This is a genomic window from Paenibacillus sp. FSL R7-0340 (assembly GCF_038002205.1).
Classification (GTDB): domain Bacteria; phylum Bacillota; class Bacilli; order Paenibacillales; family Paenibacillaceae; genus Paenibacillus; species Paenibacillus polymyxa_B.
In genome coordinates, this window is the sequence record NZ_JBBOBY010000001.1 from 2,310,066 (window position 1) to 2,337,007 (window position 26,942).

The 26,942-nt window shown below is 48.3% G+C and carries 2 protein-coding genes (1 of these 2 only partly in view); both read left to right on the forward strand.

The annotated features are described in order from the left end of the window. Window positions 1-11,145, forward strand: coding sequence for an amino acid adenylation domain-containing protein (locus tag MKX59_RS10360; RefSeq protein WP_340858409.1), 11,145 nt, complete (start codon window positions 1-3; stop codon window positions 11,143-11,145). Continuing rightward, window positions 11,129-26,942 carry the 5' portion of an SDR family NAD(P)-dependent oxidoreductase gene (locus MKX59_RS10365; RefSeq protein WP_340858411.1) on the forward strand. Its footprint extends 3,893 nt past the window's final position, so only the first 15,814 of its 19,707 coding nucleotides appear in the window; it begins with the start codon at window positions 11,129-11,131; its stop codon lies beyond the right edge, outside the window. The genes MKX59_RS10360 and MKX59_RS10365 overlap by 17 nt, the downstream gene beginning before the upstream one ends.

The window sequence follows — 26,942 nt, forward strand, 5'->3', positions numbered from 1 at the left end:
ATGATGCGAAAACATGACCAAACATGGAACCTTGATATTCCGATCGCTTCTTTTATTGAAACTTGCCGGAAATTTCCTGAAAAAGAGTTATTTACGTTTGAGAAAGAAGGCCAGAGTCCTCAAATTCTTTCCGGAAATACGCTTCTACATCAAATACAGGCTTTGGGCAATATCCTATTGAAAGAACTGGCTGAGCAGGAACGGGCACTTCTTGTATTTCCTCAGGGTCTGGAATATATCAGCAGCATGCTGGCATGTTTTTATGCAAATATCGTGGCCATACCTACACCTATTACAGATTCGGAGCCGGATGAAAAAATCTTTGAGAAGATGATGCCTATCTATAGGGATTCCCAAGCCGTATGTATCATAACCAATACGGACTTCAAAGCATTTCTCCAAACACGGAGGGAGTTTAATTCAATCCGTATCCTGAATATTGATGAAATCTTTCAAGAAGACACCGTTGACGTTGAGATAGAGATGAGAATGCCAGCGCCGCAGGATACTGCTCTTTTGATGTATACATCGGGCTCGACATCCTTGCCAAAAGGCGTAATCCTCAGTCACAGCTGTGTGATGAATCAGGCCAAGGCCGAGCAATGGAGAATTGACCGGAATAGTCGTGTCGTTTCCTGGACGCCGCAATTTCATGCTTTTGGACTGCATAACAATATTTTAGTCCCACTTTTAAACGGGGCGTCGAGCATTATTCTCCCGCCAGAAAGCTTCGCTAAAAATCCGGAAAATTGGATTCATATGATTGACAAGTATCAGGCTACCCATACGGCAGCGCCAAATTTTGCGTTCGATTATTGCTGCTCCACACTGGACATAGCTTCAATTAAGCAATATTCACTTCGCCATCTCCAAGCGATTATATGTGCAGGTGAGCCCATCCGGAAGGAAACTTACGAGAACTTCATCCATAAATTCCGGGAATTAGGGCTACAAGAGGATATATTTTGTCCCCTCCTTGGCTTATCGGAGCTGTGCCCTGTCGCCAGTATAAAACCAGGTCAGTCGATGAGATTCCTTAACTTGGATATCCCTAGCTTGGAGCAACGAAGAGTCCAATACACGGATGAAAAGAATAAATCGAAGTCCGTAGTGAGCTGTGGGGAGATTGAAGATCCGACGCAAATACGAATTGTTCATCCTGAAAGGCATACACAATGCTTACCGGAGGAAGTCGGCGAGATTTGGATTAAATCCGCACGGATGGCAGAGGGATATTTAAACAGGAAGGAAGAAACGAATAGCACTTTTGAGGTAGCCCTTTCAGATACAAAAGAAGGCGGCTTTTTTCGTTCCGGGGACCTTGGCTTTATTGCGGATAATCATATCTATGTCATCGGTAGAGAGAAGGAAGTCATCATTATTCGCGGCAAAAACCATCATCCCGTCGATATTGAATGGACCATCCAAAAAAATATGCCAGAGTTGACCTTGCCCATCGCTGTATTTTCCTCTGAAATCAATGGTCAGGAAAAAGTAATCGTCGTACAGGAAATTGAAGCGCCCCTTCATGAGCAGGAATATAAACGTCTGGTCGAAAACATACTGAATGCCGTATCCAATACGCATCAACTTGAAATTTACGATATCTATTTGCTGCTTAAGGGAAGTATACCCAAAACGGGAAGTGGGAAAATCCAAAGAAAGATCTGCCGCAATGCTTATATCAAACAAGAGCTTCAAGCACTTTATCAATATCGGAGTGCGTTCTCACTATCACATTCGAATATGGAAGAAACCGCCGCAGAAAACCATGACAGTACCATAAATGCCGTTTCATTGGTTCAATCGAAGATTCAGGAGTATATAGTGCAATTTTTGTGTTGGGAACTGAATCTCAAGCACGAGGAAATGAATTTGAATACAAATCTTCATGGTTATGGCATCGATTCTATTCTTGTCATGAAGCTTATACGCGGCCTTGAGAAGTCCTATCCGATCAAGGTCAAAGCAAGAGAAATTTTAGAGAACCCGACGATTCAACTATTATCGGCATATTTAGCCCAAAAGGTGGAAGAAGATAAATCCACTGTACAGGTCAATACTGAGAAAAATTCGCTCAGTTTCCGAAGGAATCCGCTTTCTGAAGTTCAGAAAGGGTTGTGGCTATTACATAAAATGTCCCCTGAGATGAATGCTTACAATATACCAATATGCCTCCGGTTTAATACGAAGATTGAGATTGAGAGCATTAAACGGGCTTTTCACATCGTTTTAGAACAGTATCCTATTTTAAAAAGTGTGATTGAAGAGGAAAATGGGATACCTTATCAAAAGCTGCAGCCCACGCAGCCGCTTCATGTGCAAGTGGAGGATATTTCAGCCTTGGAAGCAGATGAGATTATTCCATTTATTAGGGATAAAGCGAAGCAACCATTCGTGCTGGAACAGGATCCTTTGATGCGTATTTATGTTATGTCCAGATCTGAACAGGAACATTTCATACTGGTTGTCATCCACCATATTATTTTTGATGGAAGTTCTTTCGGCATGTTTACACAAAGCTTTTTAGATGCCTATAAAAACGTGGTACAGGGAAAGACATCGACAGTGTTTCCACCCGCAGCGAGCTACGGCGATTTTGTTAAATGGGAGCAAACGATGTTAGCGAGTGCAGAAGGGGAGAAGTATCGTTCCTACTGGACACAACAGCTGTCAGGTGCTTTACCGACCCTGGAGCTGCCATATGACCGCTCTGTTTTTCCGGCTCAAAGCATGGAAGCACAAACATATTCCAAGCCGCTTCCGCTTAAATGGGTCAAACGGGTAAAGTCTTTTGCCCAAGCGCAATATACGAGCTTGTCTACAGTCTTGTTAGGTATGTATACGGTATTGCTTAACCAGTATTCGGGACAGGAAGATATCATTGTTGGAATGCCAGTTATGGTGCGCCCGGAGCAGCGTTTTGATAATTTAATCGGCTATTTTGTCAATATGCTTCCAATCCGGAGTCAGATATCGGAAACAGAGACATTCCTGGATTTCATGAAAAAATTGCAGCTGACAGTAGTCGATGGAATGGATCATGCCTCGTATCCTTTTCCGGCTCTGGTCCGAGAATTGAATGTGCCGCGGAAGCAGACGAGCTCACCTGTTTTCCAAGCAGCCTTTTCTTATCAAAACTTCCTTCCAACTTCAAGCTTTCAGCAGCTTTGCAAGCCATATAAAGATATCTTTTTCGTCGAATTGGTTGAAGAAATTCACCAGGAAGGCGAATACGAGTTGGTATTGGAACTGCAAGAGCAGGAAGAGGAAATGATATTAAATATTAAATATCGCTCCAATTTGTTCGATCATTCAACCATCATACAGATGGCAGAGCGTTATATAGAATTAGCGGAAGCACTTATGGAGAATCCCGCTTGGCCCTTGGAGGAGCATTCATTACTCTTACCAGAGGAAAAGGACATCATCCTTAATGACTGGAATGCTACCGGAACAAGTTATCCTGATAAGTGCTTCCCTGAATTATTCGCAAAACAGGCAAGAAAAACACCTGAAGCTATTGCAGTTGTATATGAAAAGGAATCGCTTACCTATGGGGAACTAAAAGAAAAGAGCACTTTGCTGGCCTTATATTTGCAGAAACATGGGGTAACTCCTGATACTCTTGTGGGGATTTGCATGGAACGTTCTTTAGATATGGTGATTGGGCTGTTAGGAATCCTGATGGCCGGTGGAGCCTACGTGCCGCTCGATCCGGAATATCCGGAGGACCGATTGGAGTATATGCTTCAGGATTCCAATGTTTCACTGGTTATTACGCAATCGGGGTTGTTGGAGAAAGTGTCACACTTGGAAGGGAACAACGTTAGCTGTATTGTCCTTGATAAAGACTGGGATCATCTGAAAAGTGATGTGAAGGGTAGAAAGACAATCAAACGGGAAGTGCAACCTCACCATTTGGCATATGTGATATATACCTCTGGAAGTACAGGGAAACCCAAGGGGGTCATGATTTCACATAAAGCGTTGACCAACTTTCTTATTTCCATGGGAGAGCAGCCCGGTTTAACAGAGCAGGACAAACTACTTGCGGTGACAACGTATTGCTTTGATATAGCGGGACTGGAATTATATCTGCCTTTGATTAAGGGGGCTCAATGCTATATTTGCAGCTCCAAAAACATAAAGGATGCCGAAAGACTTAAGCGGGAAATTCAAAGAATAAAACCGACAATCATGCAAGCTACTCCTGTGACTTGGACCCTGCTCTTTCAAACCGGCTGGAAGAACGAAGAGAACATGAAAGTTCTCTGCGGAGGGGAAGCCCTTTCGGAAACGTTGAAATCTTATTTTGTTCATAACAGCTGTGACGCATGGAATATGTTCGGTCCGACTGAAACGACAATTTGGTCTACAATTCAAAAGATCGACGCAGATAAGCCTATTTCGATCGGTAAACCTATCGCAAACACCCAGATTTACATTTTGGACAAACATCTTAGACCTGTGCCTGTCGGTCTTCCGGGAGAGCTTTTTATTTCGGGCAGCGGATTGGCCAGAGGCTATTGGAACCAGCCAGAGCTTACGGCTGAAAAGTTCATAGACAACCCATTCAATCCGGAAGCCAAGCTCTACAGAACTGGAGATTTATGCAGGTGGCTTTCGGACGGCTCTATTGAGTATGTGGGACGGATGGATTATCAAGTGAAAATTCGCGGGTTTCGGATCGAGCTGAGTGAAGTTGAAGGTCAGGTCAGAACATATCCAGGAATCGATGATTGTGTCGTGATTGCCAAGGAACAGGAGGGAAATAAGCAGCTTATTGCCTACTGTTTGCTGAACAATTCCGAGTCCGGTAAGCCTCCTCTTGATCCGAAGGAAGTGCGAAACTATTTAAAAACTTTCTTGCCTTTTTATATGATACCAGCATTTTTTATAGAGCTAGATAAGCTGCCTTTGACCCCTAATGGGAAAATAGATCGAAAAGAATTAATGAATCGCAGGATCGAGTTAGCAACAACAAGAAAGATCCATTTACCACAATCAGATGTTGAACATCAGGTTCTAGCGGTGTGGAAAAAACTTCTGAATGTTGATGATCTAAGTACAGATGATGCTTTCTTTGACGTAGGCGGGAATTCTTTTTCAGCAGCAGAGATGATCGGAAGGGTCAAGGAATTGTTGGAATGCGATATTTCGGTGACAGCATTGTTCAAGTATCCGACAGTTAAGGAACTCAGTGCCTACATTACAGAAACAAGAAGCGAGAATGTTGATTCTCAAACGGAACAATCACATTCACCGGAACAAACAGATACAGCTGAAAATACAGCCTTACCGAAAATGGATTCAGGCGAAGATGACCTCAAGCCACCCTACCCAGATTACTTTGAGGATAGTCTCGCAATTATAGGGATTTCATGTCATTTTCCAGGGGCCAAAAACCATGCCGAGTTTTGGAGCAATTTGAGGGCAGGGGTGGAGAGTGTCCGCTTCTTTTCCGAGGAAGAATTGGTTGGATTAGGGCTGGAAAAAGAAATCGTCGGGAATCGAGGCTATGTTCCCGGACGATGCACGATTGAAGGAAAAGAGTATTTCGACCCTGAGTTTTTCAGCTTATCACAGAAAAATGCAGAGTTTATGGATCCTCAAATGAAATTGCTGTTGCAGCATTCATGGAAAGCCGTTGAGGATGCTGGCTATATTAGCAAAGAAATTCCTGAAACCAGTGTGTATATGTCGGCAAGCAGCAGTTTCTATCAAGCATTTATCCCAAATTTGGCGTCGCAATCACCTAATGTCCTGAAGAACGCGGATGAATATGTAACCTGGATTTTAGCACAGGGTGGGACAATTCCTACCATGATCTCTCATAAATTGGGATTTAAAGGTCCGAGTCTGTTTGTGCACTCGAACTGCTCTTCCTCATTAGTCGGATTGCGTCTGGCTTCGCAAAGCCTGTTATCCGGTGAAGCCAAATACGCTTTAGTCGGAGCATCCACGATCTTTCCTTTTACCAGTGTAGGCTATGTGCATCAACCCGGCTTGAATTTTTCCAGTGACGGACATATTAAAGCCTTTGACGAGTCGGCAGATGGAATGATTGGCGGAGAAGGGGTTGGGGTTGTTCTACTGAAGAAAGCGCCAGATGCCATTAGAGACGGTGACCATATTTATGCGCTTTTACGGGGAGTAGGTGTGAACAACGACGGAACCGACAAATTAGGGTTTTATGCCCCAAGTGTCAAAGGTCAGGCTGAGGTTATTCAGAAGACGATAGAATCAACCCGAATTCATCCCGAATCTATCAGTTATATCGAGACGCATGGAACTGGAACAAAATTGGGCGATCCTGTTGAATTTGCCGCCTTAAATGAAACGTACAGGCAGTATACAACCAAAAAACAATTTTGCGGTATTGGATCGGTCAAAACCAATATCGGGCATCTGGATACTGCAGCAGGTTTGGCGGGGTGCATTAAAGTTGCTTTAAGCTTATACCATAATGAGATTCCTCCTTCACTTAATTACGAAAAACCAAACTCTGATATCAATTTTCCTGATTCACCTTTTTATGTTGTAGATAGCCTCCAAAAATGGGAGAAGGCGTCGTCTCCTCATCGGGCGGCGTTAAGCTCCTTTGGAATAGGCGGAACTAACGCTCATGCCATTTTCGAACAATTTGTAGTCAATGCTGAATCAGAACGATTTAAAGATAGTTCTGTGAACAAAGAAGCTGTCTATCTGATTCCATTATCTGCAAGGAATCATCATCGTCTTAAAGTGTATGCACAAGAGCTTTCAGATTTTTTGATAGCTTCTGAAGACATTAATTTGTCGGATGTATCCTTTACGCTTCAGACAGGACGAATGGCAATGAAAAACCGGGTAGCTTTTATCGTAAAGAATACGAGCGAGCTGGTACAAAAGCTCCAATCGTTCACGAATGAACAAGAATCTATCGAGAATTGCTGGAGGGGAGAAAACAATCAGTCAAAAGATTCAGTGCAATTATTTGAACAGGAAGAAGTTTTCAAGGAATTAATGAGCAAATGGATTGCAAATCGTGAAATGAACAAGCTGGCAGAGTTGTGGACCAAAGGCTTCTATATAGATTGGCGATTGCTATATTCCAATGTCATACCGAAAAGAATAAGTCTACCTACGTATCCTTTTGCTCAGGAGCGCTGTTGGGCTCCTGAGGTTGAGGCCGGAGCAATAAGAACCGGAACAGCGAAAGCGCCTGCCGTTACGAGTAGCCGTACACTGCTATTTGAGCCTGCCTGGAAGGAGCAGGACGTACCACTGGAAGCCGTAACCCCTGCCTATGATTGGCGAATGGTCTTGCTTTGTGAGCCGGAAAAAGCTTTGCACGAGCGACTCGAAGCGAGCTTGAACGGAGCTGTGCAGGTGCTTGCCTTTCAATCCGGAAAAGGCCGGGTCGACGAGCGGTTCCAGGCCTATGCTGTTCAGGCCTTTGAGAGCATCCAAAGTATGCTCAAAGACAAGCCGAAGGGAAGAGTATTGGTCCAAATTGTGGTGCGGAACGCCGGGGAAGGACGGCTCTTTTCGGGACTTTCGGGACTGTTGAAGACAGCCCGTCTGGAAAACCCGAAATTCATCGGGCAGCTGATCGAAGTGGATCTGGGAGAACAGGCGGAAGGTATCCTGGCGAAGCTGGAGGACAACAGTCGAAGCCCGATGGATGGCTGGATTCGCTATGAGGAAGGTCAACGGAAAACCGCTTTTTGGAGCAGGCTCGAAACATCTGGGCAAAAAGAGGAGCTTCTATGGAGAGATGGTGGGGTCTATCTGATCACCGGCGGCTCCGGCAGTCTGGGGCTACTGATTACAGAAGAGATTTCCCGGCAGACGCGAGCAGCGACCTTCATTTTGACGGGGCGGTCGCCGCTGGACCGAGACAAGCAGACGAGGCTACAGGAGCTGGAGTCTTCAGGCGCCAGCGTGGTGTACAGGCAAGCGGATATCACCCATAGAAACACCGTTATCGATTTACTGAACAGCATCGAGCAGGAATATGGGCGTGTCCATGGGATCATCCACTGTGCAGGGGTGATTCAAGATAACTTCATCATCAAGAAAACAAGGGAAGAATTTATAGAAGTGCTGGGACCGAAGGTGAGCGGACTGGTCCATCTGGATGAGGCAAGCAGTGGCCAGAACCTGGACTTCTTTGTGCTCTTTTCTTCCATATCGGGTAGCCTGGGCAATCCGGGACAGGCTGATTATGCGACCGCTAATGCCTTTATGGATGCATACGCCGAATACCGGAACGCACTGGTAGGGGCCAAGCAACGGCGGGGACAGACGTTATCCATCCGCTGGCCGTTATGGAAAGAGGGCGGAATGCGGATCGATGCGAATTCGGAACAGATCATGACGCAAAACATGGGTATTACAGCCATGCAGACCTGGTCGGGAATGAGGGCGTTGTACCAAAGCTTGGCCTCCGGCAAGGAGCAGGTGATGGTCATGGAAGGGGAGCCCGAGAAGATCGAGACCTACCTGACGAAAGCTTTCTCACAGGCCGATGTCCGTGCCATCCAGGCAGCTGTACCTAATCAGGCAAGCGTACCTATGCTGGATGCAGGCTTGCTCTACGACAAAACCTTGCATTGTCTCAAGGTGCTGTTTGGAGAGGTGACCCGGCTGAGCGTCAGCAGCATTGAAACCAATGAACCGCTGGAAACCTATGGAATCGACTCGATCATGATTACCCAGCTCAATGCCAAGCTGGCGGGCTTCTTTGGAGAACTGTCCCAGACGCTGTTTTATGAGTACCAAACCTTGCGTGCTTTGACGGAATATTTTGTGGCGGAATACCCGCAGGAGTGTATGCAGTGGACCGGGATGAGCCGTGACATGCAGCCTGTAGAGGAAATACTTGCGGCACCGCTGTATGCCGAGGAAGAAGCCGTGCCGGCTGAGGCAAAGGCGGAAGCGAAGCCTGTCCGAAGCTTGGCCGGGTCTGCTCCTGCGGAAATGCGTGAACCGATAGCGATCATTGGGATGGCTGGAAAGTATCCCTGGTCCAGGGACATGAACGAATATTGGGAAAATCTAAAAGCAGGGAAGGACTGTGTCACCGAAATCCCGCGTGAGCGCTGGACGATGGAAGGGTTCTTCCATCCTGATCCACAGGAAGCGGCGGTGAATGCAAAAAGCTACAGCAAGTGGGGGAGCTTTATCGAAGGTTTTGCAGAATTCGATCCGCTGTTTTTCAATATTTCGCCACGGGAAGCACTCGGTATGGACCCGCAGGAAAGGCTGTTCATTGAAGCCTGCTGGGAAGCACTGGAGGACGCGGGCTATACTCGGGAGCAGCTTGTGGTGCGGCATAACCGCCAGGTAGGCGTATTTGCCGGAATTACTAAGACGGGCTACGAGCTCTATGGGCCGGAATTATGGAAGAAGGGAGCGCAAATATTTCCCCAAATATCCTTTAGTTCGGTAGCAAATAGGATTTCGTACCTCTTTAATTTGCAAGGGCCAAGCATGCCGATCGATACGATGTGTTCGTCCTCGTTGACTGCGATTCATGAAGCCTGTGAGCATCTGTACCGCGGAGAATGCGAAATGGCTATTGCAGGCGGAGTAAATCTGTATCTCCATCCGCTCAGCTATGTAGGACTTTGCGCCAACCACATGTTGTCGATAGATGGGCAGTGCAAGAGCTTCGGCAAAGGAGGCAATGGATTTGTCCCTGGAGAAGGCGCGGGGGTCGTCCTATTAAAGCCGCTGTCCAAGGCGATCGCTGATGAGGACCTCATCCATGCGGTGATCCGGGGGACAAGCATCAACCATGGAGGCAAGACCAACGGCTATACGGTGCCGAACCCGACAGCCCAGGGGGAACTCATCCGGGCGGCACTGGAGCGAGCGGGGGTACATGCGCGGACGGTCAGCTATATTGAAGCCCACGGAACAGGCACGGAGCTGGGGGATCCGATTGAAGTGACGGGTCTGACTCAGGCATTCAGGAAGGATACGCCGGATACGGGATTCTGCGCCATAGGCTCTGTGAAGTCCAACATCGGACATCTGGAGGCGGCAGCGGGCATCGCCGGGGTTGGGAAAATCATCTTGCAGATGAAAAACCAGACGCTGGTTCCCAGCCTGCATGCCCAAGAACTGAATCCGAACATCCATTTCGGTCAGACGCCGTTCGTCGTCCAGCAGGAGCTGGGAGAATGGAAGCGGCCGGTGGTTGAGATCGATGGAGAGACGCGGGAATACCCGAGGATTGCTGGGATTTCATCGTTTGGAGCGGGAGGCTCCAATGCACATGTCATCATCGAAGAGTATATCGCAGAAGAGAAGATGCCAATGAGCGTTACGGCTCAAAAGCCTGCGATCATCGTATTGTCGGCCAAAAATGAAGAACGACTGAAAAAGCAGGCCGAAAGATTGCTAGCTGTTATGCGGGAAGGACAGCTCAGCGAAAGCAGTCTGGCCGATGTGGCATACACGCTGCAGGTGGGACGCGAGGCCATGGAAGAGCGGCTGGCAGTGATTGCAGGGTCTATGCAGGAGCTGGTGGACAAGCTGGAAGGATTCCTGGAAGGACGGGACGGAATCCCTGAGTTGTACCGGGGCCAGGTCAAACGGAATAAGGAGGCGCTGACGGCGCTGGTAGAAGATGAAGACATGGAGAAAATGATTGCTGCCTGGATAGGGAAAAGGAAATATTCGAAGGTTGTTGATCTCTGGGTCAAGGGACTGGCAATGGATTGGAACATGCTTTATGGGGACGCCAAGCCGCGGCGAATCAGCCTGCCGGCCTATCCTTTTGCGAGAGAGCAGTACTGGATCACGGATATTAAAACTAAATTGGCTTCCATTGAATCTGCAGATGCTGTAAAGCCAACAGATTCGTTCATTGCCCAAAAGACACTTGCCAAAATGGCAAATGTTTCGGAAATGAATAAGGAAGACATCGATGCTTCAAATGCCAAAGCTATTCCTTCGTATATCCAAAACATCCAGAGTCATATTTCTGCCAGTGTAAAAATAAAGAAGATGCCAGATCTTTCTTACCTAGCGGCTGCATACGAGACAATGTCCTCGACTACAGTCGACAGCAAAGCTTACTCGGAACAGGACGGAGCGACACGAGGGGCTGAACGGGAATGGAGGCTTACAGATGAAGGAAATGAATGATATCTTATGCAGGCTGTTATGGAGCCATTTGCGCTTGATGGGATTATGTCCATATGCGCAAATGGAAAAGAAAGCTATGATCGCAGATTTTAAAACAAAAACCGCCTTACTGAATTTATACGATCGTTGGCTTGAAGAAAGCATAGAGATTTTGGTACGGAATCAGTATTTGTATTGCAATGGAGAGTCATATAGCGTAGCGGGTACCGCTTCGGTCGATCTGCAGGCTGTATGGAAGGAGTGGGAATGGAAGAAAGGGGCATGGCTGAAAAATCCGGATCTCTCAGCCTGGGTATTTTTGGTAGAATCAACCTTGCGCAAACTGCCGGAAATTTTAACCGGGAAAATACCAGCCACCGATATCATTTTTCCTAATTCCTCTATGAAACTGGTAGAAGGTATATATAAGAACAGTCCTGCAGCGGATTACTTTAATGAAGTGTTGGGAGATATCGTAGTTTCCTATCTGAATGAGCGGATTAAGCATAACCCGTCGGTACCGATTCGAATCATTGAAATTGGCGCAGGCACTGGAGGTACTAGCGCTTTGGTCTTCCAGAAGCTCGAACCTTATCGGAAGCATATTCAAGAATATTGCTATACCGACAAATCCAGAGCATTTTTATTACATGCACAAAAAGAGTACGGTCCGCAAAACCCTTACCTGACTTATCAGATTTTTAATGTGGAAGAGTCGGCTCAGGGACAAGATATCGATACAGGTGGATATGATATTGCGATTGCCACCAATATATTGCACGCCACTCGGAACATTCGCCAAACGTTACGCAATGTCAAAGCGGCGCTGCGAGAAAACGGTCTGATTCTTATAAATGAAATCAGCGGTAACTCTCTGTTAAACCATCTATCCTTTGGCCTTTTAGAGGGATGGTGGCTTTATAATGATCCGGAGCTGCGCATTCCAGGCTCTCCCGGGTTATATCCCGAAAGTTGGCGAAAGGTATTGGAAATGGAGGGTTTCCGGTCCGTTTTCTTCCCTGCTCAGGAAGCGCATGATATAGGTCAACAAATTATTGTGGCGGAAAGCGATGGTCTGATTCGGAACAAACAGGAGCCTGAACACGGCAAATCTCAAATGAAACAGCGTGACGAAGGAATTCGATCAGATATTGATGTAACAAGCGAGATGGCTGAAGAGTATGTCCAGGAGCTTATCGTAGGGAAGCTGGTAGAGGCTTTGAATGTGGACTTTACTATGATTGATATTCATGAGTCTTTCGCAGATTATGGCCTGGACTCCATTCTTGGCGTCAACTTTGTGCAGGCTGTCAATCAGGGGCTGGGGATTCATTTGCAAACCACCGACATCTTCGATTACAGTTCGGTAAAACAACTGACGCTATACATTTTAAGCCAATATGGAGATAAAGTTTCACAAGTCTTGGACCAGAGCGCTAATCCAATAGACAACATGGAAGATGCAAGTCGCGACATCCAAAAACTTAAAGACACGGATTATACGATTCATCCTGTTGAAACGGCAAGTATATCCTTTGAGCCGGACAGACCCAATAAGAAGGATAAAGAGAGAGCTTTAACACCAAGGGAGCCCATTGCGATTATTGGAATGAGCGGGCGGTTTGCTGGATCAGATAATGTATATGAGCTTTGGAATCACCTTAAGAACGGTGACGATTTAGTGGAAGAGGTAACCCGATGGGATCTTTCGAAATACCAGGAAAAACATGCAAGCTATTGCAATCACGGCAGTTTTTTGGGGGATATTGATAAGTTTGATCCGCTTTTTTTCAATATCTCGGGACTGGAAGCGACCTATATGGATCCGCAGCAGCGATTGTTTCTGGAGGAAGCGTGGCATGCTCTGGAGGATGCTGGCTATGCAGGTACAGGGATGGAGGGTCGCCGCTGTGGAGTGTATGTGGGTTGTGCCGAGGGAGATTACCAACAATTGCTGGGTGAAGACCTGCCTCCACAAGCGCTTTGGGGTCATATGGGTTCCGTGATTCCCGCTAGAATATCCTACTACTTGAATCTTCACGGACCAGCAATAGCTGTAGATACAGCTTGTTCCAGTTCGTTAGTTGCAGTTCATCTGGCTTGCCAAAGCTTATGGACCGGAGAAACGGATATGGCTTTAGCGGGTGGTGTCTATATTCATACGACCCCTCGCTGCTATTTGTATGGTGACAGGGCAGGGATGCTGTCTCGCTCGGGACGCTGCTATACCTTTGATGACAGGGCAGATGGAATGGTTCCGGGAGAGGCGCTTGGCGCGATTGTGCTCAAGCGACTTCATGAAGCTGTTGCTGATGGAGACCACATCTATGGAGTGATTTCAGGCTCGGCGATCAACCAGGACGGCACCACGAATGGACTTACTGCGCCAAGCCAGAAATCTCAGGAGCGACTCGAGCAAAATGTATATGATACATTTCATATCCACCCAGAGCAAATCCAGATGGTGGAAGCACATGGAACTGGCACCAAATTGGGAGATCCCATTGAATATCAGGCACTGACTCGAACCTTTAGAAAGTATACCGACAAGAAGGAATATTGCGCCATAGGGTCCATTAAGACGAATATTGGCCATACGCAAATTGCGGCAGGAATTACGGGAATGATCAAACTTTTATTGTCATTAAAGAATAAGCAAATTCCTCCTACACTTCATTTCCGGTCGGGCAATTCAAATATTCAGTTTGCGGATAGTCCTTTTTATGTCAATACGCATCTGCAGGACTGGGAGGTTGAGCCTGGAGCCAGACGCTGTGCTGCGGTCAGCTCCTTTGGTGCCAGCGGTACGAATGCTCATATGGTTATAGAAGAGGCTCCACAGACGGAACGGACACATTCCGAAAAGCCAGGTTATTTCATTCCACTGTCGGCACGGACTTCAAAACAATTGCGCCAGCAGGTAGAGCAACTGCTTGCCTATTGCGAACAGGAGCCTAAGGCGGATTGCGGTAATATGAGTTATACATTATTGCTTGGGAGAAAGCACTGTAATCATCGTCTTGCCTGTGTTGCCCGTAATCAAGGCGAGCTTGCCATGTCCCTTAAAAAGTGGCTGGAAAAAGGCAGTGCTTCTCAAGTTTATCATTCTGAACTGCACGAAAAAGATCAACGCATACAAACATCTTTGAAAAGATACGGGGATGAATGTATTTACAATTGTCAAAACGCAAGCGATACCCGCGAGTATTTGGAGCTTTTGACTACGATTGCAGATTTGTATGTTCAGGGATATTCGTTAGACTTTGAGTGTTTATTTTCAAATGAACAGTACTCTAGGATTCCGTTGCCAACTTATCCTTTTGCAAAAGAGCAGTATTGGGCGCCTAGGAGTGAGGACAAAATTACAGGCGGCAGAGCGGCAGAGCGTGAACCAAAATTTACGGTCGCCAGAGCTGCGGAAGCGCCTGCCGTTACGAGTAGCCGTACACTGCTATTTGAGCCTACATGGAAAAAGCAGGAGATACCGCTGGAAGCCGAAGTCCCTGCCTATGATCGGCGAATGGTCTTGCTTTGTGAGCCAGACGAAGCTTTGCACGAGCGCCTCGAAGCGAGTTTGAACGGAGCTGTGCAGGTGCTTGCCTTTCAATCCGGGAAGAGCCGGATTGATGAACGGTTCCAGGCCTATGCTATTCAGGCCTTTGAGAGCATTCAAAGCATACTCAAAGACAAGCCTGAGGGGAGGGTGCTGGTCCAAATTGTGGTGCGGAACGCCGGGGAAGGACGGCTCTTTTCGGGACTTTCGGGACTGTTGAAGACAGCCCGGCTGGAAAACCCGAAATTCATCGGGCAGCTGATCGAAGTGGATCAGGGAGAACAGGCGGAAGGCATCCTGGCGAAGCTGGAGGACAACAGCCGTAGCCCGATGAATAGCTGGATTCGCTATGAGAACGGACAACGGACAATCGCTTGCTGGAGCAGGCTTGAAACATCTGGGCAAGAAGAGGGGCTTCCATGGAGAGATGGTGGGGTCTATCTGATTACCGGCGGCTCCGGCAGTCTGGGACTGCTGGTTGCAGAAGAGATTGCCCGGCAGACGCAAGCAGCGACCTTCATTTTGACGGGGCGGTCGCCGCTGGACCGAGACAAGCAGACGAGGCTGAAGGAGCTGGAGGCTTCAGGAACCAGCGTGGTGTACAGGCAAGCGGATATCACCCATAGAAACACCGTTATCGATTTATTGGACAGCATTCAGCAGGAATATGGACGTGTCCATGGGATCATCCACTGCGCAGGGGTGATTCATGATAATTTTATCATTAAAAAAACTAGTGAAGAATTTATGGAGGTGCTGGGACCGAAGGTGAGTGGACTGGTCCATCTGGATGAGGCAAGCAGTGGCCAGAACCTGGACTTCTTTGTGCTCTTTTCTTCCATATCGGGCAGCATAGGCAATCCGGGACAGGCTGACTATTCGACCGCCAATGCCTTTATGGACGCATACGCCGAATACCGGAATGCCCTGGTAGGGGCCAAGCAACGGCGGGGACAGACGTTATCCATCCGCTGGCCGCTATGGAAAGAGGGCGGAATGCGGATCGATGCGGACACGGAACAGATCATGACGCAAAACATGGGTATTACAGCCATGCAGACCTGGTCGGGAATGAGGGCGTTGTACCAAAGCTTGGCCTCTGGCAAGAAGCAGGTGATGGTCATGGAAGGAGAACCTGAGAAAATTGAGGCCTACCTGGCAAAAGCCGTTTCACAGCCCGATGTCCATGCTATCCAGGCAGCTGTCCCTATCCAGGCAACTGCGCCTAAGCTGGATTCGAACTTGCTCTACGATAAAACCTTATATCGACTCAAGGTGCTATTGGGAGAGGTGACTCGGCTGAGCGTCAGCAGCATCGAAGCCCATGAGCCGCTGGAGAGGTATGGAATCGACTCGATCATGATTACCCAGCTCAATGCCAAGCTGGCGGGCTTCTTTGGAGAGCTGTCCCAGACGCTGTTTTATGAGTACCAGACCTTGCGCGCCTTGACGGAATATTTTGTAGCGGAATACCCGCAGGAGTGCATGCAGTGGACCGGGATGAACCATGACATACAGCCTGTGGAGGAAACACTTGCGGCACCGCTGTATGTCGAAGAAGAAGCCGTGCCATCTGCGGCAAAAACGGCAGCGAAGCCCATCCGAAACTTGGCCGGGTCTGCCCCTGCGGAAATGCGTGAACCGATAGCGATCATTGGGATGGCTGGAAAGTATCCCTGGTCCAGGGACATGAACGAATATTGGGAAAATCTAAAAGCAGGGAAGAACTGTGTCACCGAAATCCCGCGTGAGCGCTGGACGATGGAAGGGTTCTTCCATCCTGATTCACAGGAAGCGGTAGCGAATGGAAAAAGCTACAGCAAGTGGGGGGGCTTTATCGAAGGATTTGCGGATTTCGATCCGCGCTTTTTCAATATTGCGCCACGGGAAGCACTCGGTATGGACCCGCAGGAAAGGCTGTTCATTGAAGCCTGCTGGGAAGCGTTGGAGGACGCGGGCTACACCCGGGAACAGCTTGCGGTGCGGCATAACAGCCGGGTAGGCGTATTTGCCGGAATTACCAAAACGGGCTTTGATCTATACGGACTTGATTTATGGAGAAAAGGAACACAAATATACCCTCACACATCCTTTAGTTCAGTGGCCAACAGGATTTCGTACCTCTTTAATTTGCAAGGGCCAAGCATGCCGATCGATACGATGTGTTCGTCCTCGTTGACCGCGATTCATGAAGCCTGTGAGCATCTGTATCGTGGAGAATGCGAAATGGCTATTGCAGGCGGAGTAAATCTGTATCTCCATCCGCTCAGCTATGTCGGACTTTGCGCCAACCACATGCTGTCAGCAGACGGGCAGTGCAAGAGCTTCGGCAAAGGAGGCAATGGATTTGTCCCTGGAGAAGGCGCGGGGGTCGTCCTATTAAAGCCGCTGTCCAAGGCGATCGCTGATAGGGACCTCATCCATGCGGTGATTCGGGGGACGAGCATCAACCATGGAGGCAAGACCAACGGCTATACGGTGCCGAATCCGACAGCCCAAGGGGAACTCATCCGGGCGGCATTGGAGCGAGCGGGGGTCCATGCGCGGACGGTCAGCTATATTGAAGCCCACGGGACAGGCACGGAGCTGGGAGACCCGATTGAAGTGACGGGTCTGACCCAGGCATTCAGGAAGGATACGCCGGATACGGGATTCTGCGCCATAGGCTCTGTGAAGTCCAACATCGGACATCTGGAGGCGGCAGCGGGCATCGCCGGGGTTGGGAAAATCATCTTGCAGATGAAAAACCAGACGCTGGTTCCCAGCCTGCATGCCCAAGAATTGAATCCGAATATCCATTTCGGTCAGACGCCGTTCGTCGTCCAGCAGGAGCTGGGGGAATGGAAGCGGCCGGTGGTTGAGATCGATGGAGAGACGCGGGAATATCCGAGGATTGCCGGGATTTCATCGTTTGGAGCAGGAGGCTCCAATGCACATGTCATCATCGAAGAGTACATTGCAGAAGAGAAGGTGCCGATGAGCGTTACGGCTCAAAAGCCTGCGATCATCGTATTGTCGGCCAAAAATGAAGAACGACTGAAAAAGCAGGCTGAGAGATTGCTAGCTGTTATGCGGGAAGGACAGCTAAGCGAAAGCAGTCTGGCCGATGTGGCATACACGCTCCAGGTGGGACGCGAAGCCATGGAAGAGCGCCTGGCAGTGATTGCAGGGTCTATGCAGGAGCTGGTGGACAAGCTGGAAGGATTCCTGGAAGGACGGGACGGAATCCCTGAGTTGTACCGGGGCCAGGTCAAACGGAATAAGGAGGCGCTGACGGCGCTGGTAGAAGATGAAGACATGGAGAAAATGATTGCTGCCTGGATAGGGAAAAGGAAATATTCGAAGGTTGTTGATCTCTGGGTCAAGGGACTGGCAATGGATTGGAACATGCTTTATGGGGACGCCAAGCCGCGACGAATTAGCCTGCCGGCCTATCCTTTTGCGAGGGAGCGGTACTGGATCACGGATATTATGAGTCCATCTGTAGAAAGAGTCTCTTCTGTAGAAAGAGCTGTTACGGAAGCTCAGGAAAAGGCAATTCCCGTCCAGACTCATGCGATGCAGCCAACAGCCCTAATACAACCCGGTTTTTTGAATAGTTCTGAAAAACCAAGCGGCATATCCTTACCGAATTTGTTGGACCATCAGCCGCACCTAAGCAAGTCTGCCAACCAGGAGGGGACAACGATCATGTTAACTTCACTGGAGGAGACATCGCACACATTAGAGGATGAGAAGAAGACGGAAGCGCTGTCGTCTATTCCTTCTGCAATATCGGCGGAAATATTGCAGGAGGAGCTGACAACAAGCCTGGCGCAGGCTTTATATATAGATCGGAGCGATATCGATTCGGTTAGAAACTTTGTTGATCTTGGATTGGATTCCATTATAGGCGTAGAGTGGGTTCGTAGCATTAATAAGCATTACAATACAGCCATAACAGCGACAAAAGTCTACGATTATCCAACCATCCGGGATTTTAGCAAATTTGTTGAGAAGGAATTGTTGAGCAAATCAATTGCGCCATTCTCTGCCCAGTCTATTTCGGATCATTCTCCAGCAGAGTATTCACTGTCATCCGTTGCATTAGAGCCGGAGAAATCGGCAGAGGCTTCCATTCAGGTGAATTTGATGCCGATTTCGTTTGAAAAGCAGGCGCAGGCCAGCATGGCTGAGTGCAGCGCCTCTGCAGAGCTGTTACAGGAAGAGCTGACGGTAAGCCTGGCTGAGGCTTTGTATATGGAACGGAGCGAGATTGAGGCGGATAAAAACTTTATAGATACCGGACTAGATTCCATTATAGGCGTAGAGTGGGTTCAAAATATTAATAAACGATATGGTACATCTATAGCAGCGACCAAGGTCTACGACTATCCGACCATTCACCAATTCGCTGCATATTTGGCACAAGAAATCAATAAGCGTGGAGGAAGCTCCAATCAACAGTCCTTGAGCACAGTCCCGGACACGGACAAGCCTATTGCGAAAGTCCATTCGAAGGGACCTGACACGCTGCAATGTTCCCCAAGGCTATCGCCTAAGGAGGATTCCGAGCCATTCCACCTGGTAAAGGTAGCAGAGGATTCATCGCCTATGCCTTTGGAAAATAAAGACGTAATTGCAATTGTCGGGATTTCGGGAAGATATCCTGGTGCGGAAGATGTGCAGCAATATTGGGATAATCTCGCTCTAGGCAAAAATTCCATTACTGAGATCCCGAAGGACCGTTGGGATGTAAGCCAATATTATGATCCTCGTCCAGCGCAAGAGGGGAAAATCAATTGCAAGTGGCTGGGTGTTTTAGAGGATATGGAATATTTTGATCCGTTATTTTTCAATATTTCTCCTACCGAGGCGGAAGGGATGGATCCCCAGCAGCGCATTTTTATGCAGGAAGCATATAAGGCAATTGAGGATGCAGGCTATAGTGGCTCACAGTTGGGAAATAAAAAATGCGGGGTTTACCTTGGAATTTTAAATAATGAATATAGTATGCTGCGGTACAAGCATCAAGCGCAGTTCACCAATACTACTGGGAACAGTAACGCTATTGCAGCGGCTCGCATCTCTTATTTCCTCAATCTGAAAGGTCCGGCCATATCCGTAGATACGGCATGCTCCTCATCGCTGGTGGCAACCCATCTGGCCTGCCAGGCGTTATCTAACGGAGAGATAGAAATGGCGTTGGTTGGCGGGGTGTCGCTATATCTGACTCCTGAATCGTATGTAGGCATGTCTGCATCCGGAATGTTGTCGCCAGATGGCCGGTGTAAAACGTTTGACAATAGCGCCAACGGCTTTGTTCCGGGGGAAGGAGTAGGGGCGCTGGTTCTGAAGCGGCTGAAGGATGCTGAGGCTGATCGGGATCATATATACGGAGTTATTATTGGGTCCGGAATCAATCAAGATGGAAAAACCAACGGGATTACCGCTCCAAGCACAAACAGCCAAATTGAGCTGGAGCGGGAAATATACAACAAATATCAGATTGAGCCTGAAAGCATTAGCTATGTTGAAATGCATGGGACAGGAACCAAGCTGGGTGACCCTATTGAATTGGAAGCTTTATCAACCGCCTTTAAAGAGAAAACCGATCAGAAGAACTACTGTGCCATAGGTTCGGTAAAAAGCAATATCGGGCATACTTCTGCAGCAGCGGGCATAGCAAGCGTGCAAAAGGTGTTGCTATGCATGAAGCATAGAAAACTAGTACCGACACTGAATTTCAAGAACCCGAATGAGCATTTTGATTTTGATAATTCTCCTTTTTATGTAAATACAGAATTGAACGCCTGGGAACCTTCCCGCGGGAACAGAAGGCGCGCCGCTGTGAGCTCTTTCGGATTTAGCGGTACGAATGCCCATCTTATTATTGAAGAATATCGTCCCGGGACTGGAACATCTGCGACTTCACCAGCCGCCGCCGATATCCATAATCCCGTTCTCTTCGTTTTGTCTGCTAAAGGTGAAAAGCAACTAAAAACGTATGCCGAAAGAATGAGGAGCTTTATTGCATCCCGGGAAAATCTTAACCTCTCGGATATGGGGTATACGCTGCAAGTGAGCCGCGAGCCGATGGATTACCGGCTGGCTTTTGTGGCAGATTCAAAAGAGGCATTGCTAAAAGCGCTCGAAGGATTTGCGAATCATGATCTGCTTGCTGGCGTCCTAACGGCGCAGGTGAAAAAGAGCAAAGACGGGATTGTGATGTTTGAGGCGGATGAAGATGCCAAATCGTTGCTTGAAACCTGGATCAAGAAGAGAAAACTGAAAAAAATAGCGGAGTTGTGGGTAAAGGGGCTAACTATTGACTGGAACAAGCTGTATGGGGACATCAAACCTTACCGGATCAGTCTGCCGACCTATCCTTTTGCGAGAGAACGCTGCTGGGCGCCTGAGCTTGACAGCAAGGCAGGCAAAGGCATGACTTCTGTCACTGCTGCTTCGCTCCATCCTTTACTGCATCGAAACACCTCCGATTTCTCGGAGCAGCGGTTCAGTTCGACTTTTACAGGCCAGGAGTTTTTCCTGAAGGATCATGTGGTGAATGGACGCAAGGTTCTATCTGGGGCTGCTTGCCTTGAAATGGTCCGGGCGGCCGTGGATCAGGCAACAGGATATGATGAGGGCGGGCCAACCGGAATTTGCCTTAAAAACGTGGTTTGGGCACGGCCTATTATCGTAGAGGATGGGCCACTACAGCTACACATCGGACTTTTCCTGGATGATCATCAAGAGATTTCCTATGAAATATATGGGGAGAGCGCAGAAGCTGATGCAGGGATTGTGATATATAGCTACGGCAGTGCTACACGAAGATCGGCTGTGGAGGTCCCAACACTGAATATTAAAGACTTGCAGAATGTATGCAGTCGGAACTTCGACTCCACACAATTGTATGGAGTTTTCAGGGATATGGGAATGGATTATGGCCCTGGACATCAAGGGATTGAGATGGTGTATGCGGGAGAGGGTCAAGTGCTGGCTAAGTTATGCTTGCCGGCTTCCGTTTCTGACAACCAAAGCAAATTTGTCCTGCATCCAAGTATGATAGATTCGGCCTTGCAGGCAACCGTAGGCTTGACGCTGGGGTCTGGCGAGATCAAACCTTCTTTGCCTTACGCCATTCAAGAAGTTGAAATTATAAAAAATTGCAGCTCCATCATGTGGGCGCTGATTCGCTACAATGCAGACGGTCTAGCTGAGGAAAAGGCACAGAAGCTGGATATTGACCTGAGCGACGAAACTGGAGCCATCTGTGTCAGGATAAAAGGATATTCATCAAGAATTCTGAATAGGGACTTGATTTCCTCGGATGTTCAGTCAAATTCCAGTAACTTGATGCTTGAACCCGTATGGAAAGAGCAAGGGATTGCTCTAGGGGCTGAAATGCCCGTATATGATCGCCATGTCGTGTTACTCTGCCAGCCGTCCGGGATTTCCCGTGAACAAGTTGAAGCTCGGATGGACGGCGTGCAATGCATTGTACTGCAACCCGACCGAAACGGAATCGCGGAACAGTTCCAGCATTACGCCGTCCAGGTGGTTGAAGAGATTCAAAGCATTTTCAGGGAAAAACCCAATGGCAAGGTACTGATCCAGATTGCCATAAGCGGACAGGAGGAGCAGCAGCTTTTCTCGGGACTTTCCGGTCTTTTAAAAACGGCCCGGCTTGAGCATTCAAAACTGGTAGGTCAGTTAATAGAACTGGGACAGGATGAGGACTGGGGAGCAATCATAGACATTTTAAAAGAAAACAGCCGTAGCCTCGAGGATATCCAGATTCGGTACGAGAAAGGCACACGGTGGGTTTCCTGCTGGAACGAAGTTCACATCTCTCAGGAAGCGGCGGGTAACCCGTGGAAGGATGGCGGAGTGTACCTGATTACTGGCGGTGCCGGTGGATTGGGACTCATTTTTGCCAAAGAGATTACGGATAAAGTCCATAAAGCCGTCTTGATTTTAACGGGGCGTTCCGCGCTGGATGAGGGCAAACGGGCTGAGATAAAGAAAATGGAGGCATTAGGGGCGCGAATAATATACAGACAGGTCGATGTGACTCAGGAGCAGGCGGTGACCGATTTAATCCAGGAAATTCAGGAGGAATTCGGAAACATCAATGGCATCATTCACAGTGCAGGAGTCATTCGTGACAACCGCATACTCCAAAAAAATAGCGAGGAAATGCTGGAGGTTCTCGCACCCAAAGTAATAGGGACAGTGAATCTGGATCAGGCAAGCAAGAATCTGCCGCTTGACTTCTTTGTTCTATTTTCGTCTGTAGCCGGAGGATTAGGTAATCAGGGACAGGCAGACTATTCTGCAGCTAATGCGTTTATGGATGCTTATGCCGGATACCGGAACACTCTGATAGCATCTAAGCAGCGCCAGGGTCAAACGCTATCCATCAATTGGCCGCTATGGAAAGAGGGTGGGATGCGTATTGATGAGGAAACGGAGAAGCTGGTAAGGCAGCGTACAGGCATGAGCGGCATGTCAACCTCTTCCGGCGTTCAGGCCTTGTATCGTGGCATGATCGCGGGCGTTGATCAGGTTATGGTGATGGAAGGCAATCTCGCAAAAATGAAGAAAAGCATGGGTTTAATCACGACTCCAGAGATTAGGCAGCCTGAAAAGGTGACAGGAATTTCAGAAGCTTCCCCTAAAAGCAATGCCGTACCGGATCTGCTGGACAAGGTACAGGCCGCTATGATACAGGCCGTGTCAAAATTGCTGAAAGTCAAACTTGAAGATATTGATGAACATGTAGAACTGAGTGAGTATGGCTTCGATTCCATCCTACTCACACAATTTACCAACAACATCAATCACTTATACCGACTTGAGCTGACGCCGGACATATTTTTTGAATACACAACGATTCATGACTTCACCAGGTATTTGGTGGACGAATATGATGCCGTGCTTGGCGAGCAGTTTGCCGTGCATGCCCGGATTGAGCCTGCTGTCCAGGCCGTGGAGGATGATAGGGAAGACAGTACCCACGTTAGACGGCAGCGTTTCCGGTTTGCAGGCGGGAATGTGTTGTCCATGCCGCAACAGACTCAGGCTGTTCCTGAACCTATTGCCATCGTGGGAATGAGCGGTGTATTTCCCATGGCTCGGGATGTGGATGAGTTTTGGAAAAATCTTGAGGAAGGCAGGGACTGTATCACTGAAATCCCTGAAGATCGCTGGGATTGGAAGACGTATTACGGTGACCCTGAGCAGGAGGCCAATAAAACAAACATCAAGTGGGGCGGGTTTATTGAGGGGATCTATGAGTTTGACCCGTTATTCTTTGGAATTTCACCACGGGAAGCCGCACTCATGGACCCGCAGCAGCGTCTGTTGATGACCTATATCTGGAAGGCGATTGAAGATGCAGGCATTCAGGCAGGGAGTCTGTCGGGAACCCGCACAGGAATCTTTGTAGGTACCGCGAACAGCGGCTACAGCGGTATGATCTATCAGGGAAATGTGGGTGTCGAGGCGTATTCCTCCAGCGGTATGGCACCGTCTGTTGGGCCCAATCGAATGAGCTATTTCCTTAATATTCATGGTCCGAGTGAGCCTATCGAAACGGCTTGCTCCAGTTCGCTGGTGGCCATTCACCGAGCCGTTAGAGCCATAGAGGATGGAAGCTGCGAGATGGCGATTGCAGGCGGTGTCAATGTGATTATCACGCCTGAACTCCATATCAGCTTCAACAAAGCAGGAATGCTGTGTGAGGACGGTCGGTGCAAAACCTTCTCCGATAAGGCCAATGGCTACGTGCGTGGTGAAGGGGCCGGCATGCTTTTCCTGAAAAAGCTGAAGGATGCAGAGAAGGACGGAGACCATATTTATGGTGTAATTCGGGGTACTGCCGTCAATCACGGAGGCCGGGCCAATTCCCTGACAGCTCCTAATCCGAGGGCTCAGGCGGATGTGTTGGTAAATGCATATACAAAGGCCGGAATCGATCCAAGGACTGTCTCTTACATTGAGGCCCACGGGACAGGCACCGAGCTGGGCGATCCGATTGAAATTAACGGACTGAAAGCAGCTTTCAAAGAGCTTTATGAGAATACAGAGGGACCCGGGATCACAGAATCCCATTGCGGATTGGGCTCGGTGAAGACCAATATCGGACATCTGGAACTGGCTTCTGGAATCGCGGGTGTCATAAAAGTACTGCTTCAGTTAAAGCATAAAAAGCTGGTCAAAAGCCTTCATTGCGAGGCAATTAATCCCTATATAAAACTTGAAGGTAGTCCGTTCTATATCGTTCAGGAGGCGCGGGAGTGGAAGCCACAGCGGGATACTCAAGGGAAAAATATTCCTCGAAGAGCGGGTGTTAGCTCCTTTGGATTCGGGGGTGCCAATGCCCATTTGATAATCGAAGAATACATTCCTGGAAAGCAGGCGCAGAATTCTATTCCCCTTACCACCCCAAAATCGGCTATTGTGGTGCTGTCAGCCAAGAGTGAAGGACAACTGCTAGAGCAGGCGCAGCTATTACTAGCTGCAATCGGGGAGCATCCGTTCACAGACAGCAGTCTGGTAGATATAGCGTATACCCTTCAGGTGGGGCGCGAAGCAATGGAAGAACGTTTGGCTTTCGTTGTAGGCTCTCTCCGGGAGCTTGAAGAGAAATTGAAAGGATTTGTGGAAGGCCGGGATGGTATCCACGGCTTACACGTGGGACACGCCAAACGCCATAAAGAAGAAATTAGAGCTCGTGAAGACGGAGAGGGTGCAGGCACGACGATTGATGTTTTGGTTAGCGAAGGCAGCTATGGAAAAATCGCAGACCTTTGGGTAAAAGGAGTCGCAATTGACTGGGCCCTGTTGTACGGAGAGGCTAAACCAAACCGTATCAGTCTGCCAACCTATCCCTTTGCCAAAGAACGATATTGTATAACCGATATCAATAAACGGACGGGAGCAAGCGGTGTTGTGTTGGAACGGGAGACAGCAGTCGGCATTCATCCCTTACTTCAGCGTAATACGTCCGATATTTATGGACTGCAGTTCAGCTCCATTTTTACGGGGAAGGAATTTTTCCTGTCTGACCATGTGATAAGGGGGCAGAAGCTCTTGCCTGGAGTGGCCTACCTTGAAATGGCGCGGGCGGCAGTAGAGCAGGTTGCAGGATCTCCAGAAGATAAGTGGACGTCCATCCGGTTAAAAGATGTGGATTGGATCCGTCCAGTTGTGGTTGGGGAGGAGTCGGTTGATGTCAGTATTGGGCTCTATCCGCAAGATGGCGGGGAGATCGCCTATGAAATTTACAGCAAGTCTGGAGCAACGGACACCGAGCTGGTGGTGCAAAGTGAAGGCAGGGCAGTAATTGTTCCGGTGGCAGAGGTCCCTGCTATAGATATTAAAACCTTGCTGGAGCAGTACAGTCTGGGCTCCGTTTCATCCCGTCAGTGCTATGAGGCGTTTGCGGCGATGCAGATTTCCTATGGGCCGGGACATCAGGGAATTGAGAAAATATATGTCGGAGTGGGTCAAGCGCTTGCCAAGTTGTCCTTGCCTTCTTCCGTTTACCATACGATGGAGCATTATGTGATGCACCCCAGTTTGATGGACTCCGCTCTTCAGGCGACGATAGGCTTGATTATGAGTGCAGGTGATCGCAAAGCTTCCATTAAGCCAGCTTTACCATTTGCATTGGAAGAGTTAGAGGTATTTAACAGATGCACATCAGAGATGTGGGCCTGGATTCGTAATAGTGAAGACAGCAGGCAGGATGGCCCGCTGCAAAAGTTAGATATCGATTTGTGTGACGAGCAGGGGAATGTTTGTGTGAGGATGAAGGGATTTTTATCACGAGTTGCTGAAAGAGGGACAGGGGCACCAGAGGAATGGACTGCACCGGAGACTTTGATGCTTGAGCCTGTGTGGGAAGAACAAGCGATTGCTCTGGAAGGAACAGCACCTGACTATCAACAGCATCTGGTAATTTTATGCGAACCGGGATATATTTCCGGGGAAATTATTGAATCGCAAATGAACGGGGTGCAGTGCCTCATTCTCCAATCCGAAGAGAAGAGCATTGATGCACGGTTTAGGACTTATGCGACACAGGTGTTTGAGGCAATTCAACATATTCTTAAAACGGAATCCAAAGGCAAAACATTGGTTCAGCTTGTCGTTCCGGTGCAGGATCACCAACAGGTATTCTCGGGACTTTCCGGACTCTTAAAAACAGCATGGCTGGAGAATCCAGTACTGGTTGGCCAATTGATAGAAATGGATGTGGAGCAGGATCCAG